Below are 4,547 nucleotides of genomic sequence, written 5' to 3'. Positions count from 1 at the left end.
CTGTGGCCTGCACCACGATCCGCACCATGCCGTTCACCAGCACATTGGTGCTGGAAATGCCCAGCGAAGTAATCGCGGGCGGCTGCACAGCGGTGAAATTAAGTACCAATGCACCGGCATTGGTGCTCAGAAAGAAACGGCCTGCTCCCAAACCCGAGGCTAACGCGCTCGCATCCACGATAAACGCATTGGTATCAAAGTTGGTCACCGTGCCGCTCAACGCCGCCAGCGTGAAGGTTCCCGTCGTATCATGGCTGAAATCAACCGGCCCGACCGGCAGGATTTTGATCGTGAACGGATTCGTCGCGGCGGCTTGGAGATTGATGCCGCCGGTCACATTAAGCAAATCCCAACCGACGCCAGGCGTGCTGTTCTTGTTGGTAAGCTCCCACACATAACTGCCGCCCCCATTCCAGGCTTGCGGACCCGTGCTAAAGGAACCCACGCCGCCAGCGCCGGGCGCAATCGCGCCGCTGAGATTAATCGGACTCGCAATCGTGCCGCTACCGGACAAGGTCGCGTTGCTCACCACGGTGACGCCGCTGCTGGCCGTCAGCGTTCCATTCACCACCAGGCTGCCGGCGTTAACCGTGATGGAACCCGTGTTGGTAATGGCACCGGTGAGAGTGACCGAACCGGGCCCGTTTTGAACTACCGAGCCGGGGCCGCCGATGGCGTTGGCCACCGTCAGGGCGTCACTCCGGTTGAACACTAGAACGGAACTGCTCTTCGCCAGCATGACGGAACCGCCGCCCAAGGTACCCGTGGTCCCACCGTTGCCAATTTGCAGCGTACCATCCGTGACATTTACCACCCCAGCGCCAGTGGTCGAGCCGGCCAGAATGAGCGTGCCACTGTTTGTTTTTACGAGTTGGCCGGAAATGACCAGCGGACCGCTAAGCGTCGCGGTATAACCTTGGGGATTGATCACCTCGGTGCCGTTCAGGGTAATCGTGCGAACTGAACCAAGCACGAGGTTATTTGCGTCGAACCGCAGACCGCCGTTGCCGTTACCAACATCAATGAAGATCGCGTTGTTGGCATCGCCTAGGGCGCCGTCGCTGGTAATACCCAGCGTGCCGCGCCACATGTTAATGATGCCTTGAAAACTGTTGTTGGGGTTGTCGAGAATCAGAATGTCATTATGGTTAAGCCCGACATTCGAATCCACGAGCCGGTAACTCTGCCCGGCAGCGCCGCCGCTAAGAACTCCGGTCAGACGCACCGTCGTTGGTGAGGATGGCCCCTGAATGATGAATTCCTGCGTGCCAATTAACGGCAGGGAAATATTATTGGCTACCACGTTGCTACTGCCGCTGGGGAAAGGGAAATTAAGCGCGCCGGAACTGATCGTCACATCTCCCGAACCCAGCGCGAAGGCAGTGCCAAGATTCACTGTGCCACCACCACGAATCGTGGTGCCGCCGGAATACATATTGGTCGCATTCAGGTTCACTGTGCCCGCCGAAGCGTTGGTTACCGAGCCGGTGCCACAGATAACGCCCGCAACACTGATCGTACTGCTGCTGTTGAATACCAGGGCGCTGTTGTTGGTGATTGGCCCATTTCCAAAAGCGGTCACCGCGCCGCCGTTGCCCACTTGGAGAATGCCCGCGGAAATCAATGTCCCACCGGTATGAGAATCACTGCCAAGAAGACTCAACGTGCCTGACCCGTTCTGCTGGAGGTTACCACTGCCGGAAAGGCCCGAAACCGACACGGCATCGCTGCGATTGAGCACCAACGCGCCATTGTCGGTCACTGCCCCGGTCCCCAGCGACCCTGCCGTGCCGCCATTACCCACCTGCACGGTGCCACCGGAGATGGTGGTTGCCCCGCCATACGTGTTGTTGTTGAGAATGGTCAGCGTGCCGGTGCCGGTCTTCGTCAAACCAGCCGTCCCCGCGATTGCTTTAACTCCCGTCAGGGAGAAGTTTTGGGTGGTGTTGTTGAACGTCACCCCACCTGGAATCACATCCGCCACGCTTACATCCACCGTCGTTCCTGCGGCCGCGTCGGTAAACATAACCGTGTCACCGCCCTGAAAATCCAGTTGGGTGCTACCATCGGAATTCAGCACCCAATTCTTTGGGGCGGCCAAGGTATTGACGCTCCATTCCGTGCTCAACGCGCCGCTCCACCTCGGGAAATCCACCGCCGTCACATTCAAGTCAATCGAGTGATTCGCCGTGTTGTTGACCAAGGCGGCCGTGACCCGGGGCGGCAACGTGCCAAGCTTGAACGCACTAAAACCGGTCCCACCCAGCGTACCGGCATAGGTAATCAAAGGGTACTGCCCGACCGCCGGTGCAGTCCCCCCCACATTGATGGTCACCTTACTGGCCCCTGAATTCACCGTCAACCCGTTGTTATTCGTCACCGCGATAATGCCCGGGGTGCTGTTGCGGGTCACATATATGGTCGAGGTATCCGTGGACGCACTACCCAAGGTCAAGCCTTTGAGCGTCAGCGTGCCAATGCCAGTGCCATCGCCCGCTTCCAACGCACCGCCGTTCGCCACCGTGATCGTGGCACTGATCGCTCCGCTGCCGCCGAGTGTGGCCCCGTTGGCCACTGTCACCGCCCCGCCGCCAGTGGACTTCGTATTCATGTAGAGCTTGCCGGCGTTCACTGCCATTGTACCGGTGAAACTATTCGTTCCGGTCAACGTCAGCGCCGCCGACCCTTGTTTGATCAGATTCAAAATTGTGGCGGTGGCGCCGCCCGTCTTGGCATACTCCACATTGGTATTAATAATGGTCCCAGCGTAAGTCCCCGGATTATTCTGGGTGATGGTCAGCGTCGCTGCCGCGATGGAACTGGGATTCCGGTTGCCATTGGCAATCAAGGCATTGCCCCCACCGGTGGAAGACAGGTCTGAAATAGTGGCGTTCCGTCCATAAAGGAAAAATTTTCCGAAGTTCCCCGCCGCCACGTTGAACCGCAACACGTTCCCGGAAGGGAAAGCGTTGGCGACGCCGAGATAAACCGAGCCGCGCTGGATTTCCACCGGTCCGGTGAAGGTATTGGCGGCATTGAGGGCGAAAGGAACTTCCATGGGGTTGCTCCCAGTAAAGGAATCCTGGGCAATAAACGTCAAGCCGCCGGAACCGGAGATGATGCCGTTGAACATGCACTCCGTATTGGAAACTCCGTATTGATCCACCGAAGCGTGGTTGGTCTTGCCATGGATGAAACGTTGCACCGTGCCGATGTTCACTGGGGCATTAACGCTGCAACCCCAGTTCGCAGTGCTGTTGTGCACATCGTCGTAGTTAAAATGGATGTCCGGTATGGTCGCGCTATTGCCCGTAGCTCCCAGTATCAGCGTCCCTGGTCCGTTAACGGCGACATACGCAGCCGAGGTTCCTGCAGCAAACTGCAAGGTGCCGGTGCAGATCGTCCCATTACCGGACGCGATGGTGAGCGTCGAACCGGAGTTCAGGGTTGTGGAGCCAATCGTGTTCGTCGTCCCGGCCTCCAGCACTCTGGCACCCAAGCCTAGAATAAGTGCCAAGGTTAGCGCCGCGAACCGGATGTGAATGTGACTATTGTTGCGTGAGGATTTCATGGTTGTTCTTGTTGTTGTTGGTTAAATGTAAAATACACTTTCAGAAGTTGGCCAAAGTGCCGTTGCCGATCCGCTCGGGCTTCATCAACGCAGCCCCAGGAATACTGTGGACGCCAAAGCGACCAGCGATGCAGATTTTTGGGTATCGGCAAAATATCGTTGCATAAATTTTTGTTCGGTCTCAACTGGGTTTCACGACCTCCCAAGGTCTGGCACAGGGCCGGGAACTCGGGATTCAGGTTTCAGACGGATTGCGGGATCAGGCGAGTAATGGCAAACACTGCCACTACGACCAAGTCGTCCCATGCAAATCTGAAACTCGTGCGCACCTTGTATCACGGTCGCCGGTGTATCCATAGTTACAATTGATGATATCATGGTAACGAATAGGCGACGGACTTGGTGATGGTGTCCGCCGCCAGCGGGCAAACCGGAACGGAGGCCGACGCAGCGCGTGGTGGTTCGCTCTTAAACTCATTAAGAGATGACTTGCGCGGCCCAATCGTGTTGTTTCCGAGCTGGGCATTGGTCGGGGGGAATTGCTTTAAGCGCGCAATTTAACTGCCTCGCGGCCGATGACAAAATATACGATTACGTATCAGTATCGTTAAAAATTCCGAATCAAAATACGATAAAGACGCAATTATAACCACGCAACGAGCTAGGGCAAATAGACAGACAGACGACCGATTCCGGGCAGGGAGTCCCGTCTTCAGGCGGTGGGACGGCGGCGCGGGAAAAGTTGGAGTGCGGTGGCAACCGGCGGGGGAAAATGGGGCGGCGGGCGACACCGCTTTGGATTTGTCCCGGTCACTGGAGTGAGCGCGGGAGTACCTGGGGCTACTCAAATATCGTGCCGCAGGGAATTTTGACAGTGGGGAAATTCCCAGGGTTTCATACCCCCTCACCTCTTTCCTCGCTGCTAGCAGCCTGTCGGACTTAACAATGCGGATTTTTTGCAGGTTTTTGAATAAAG

At 57.0% G+C, this 4,547-nt stretch carries 1 protein-coding gene; it reads right to left on the bottom strand.

All coding sequences use genetic code 11. The annotated features are described in order from the left end of the window. On the bottom strand, positions 1-3,571 hold a 3,571-nt coding region (locus tag WCO56_29030; protein MEI7733644.1), incomplete at its 3' end, for an autotransporter-associated beta strand repeat-containing protein. Positions 3,572-4,547 lie beyond the last annotated feature (976 nt).

This window comes from Verrucomicrobiota bacterium (assembly GCA_037139415.1).
Lineage (GTDB): Bacteria > Verrucomicrobiota > Verrucomicrobiia > Limisphaerales > Fontisphaeraceae > JBAXGN01.
This window is presented reverse-complemented; position numbering and strand designations above follow the sequence as displayed.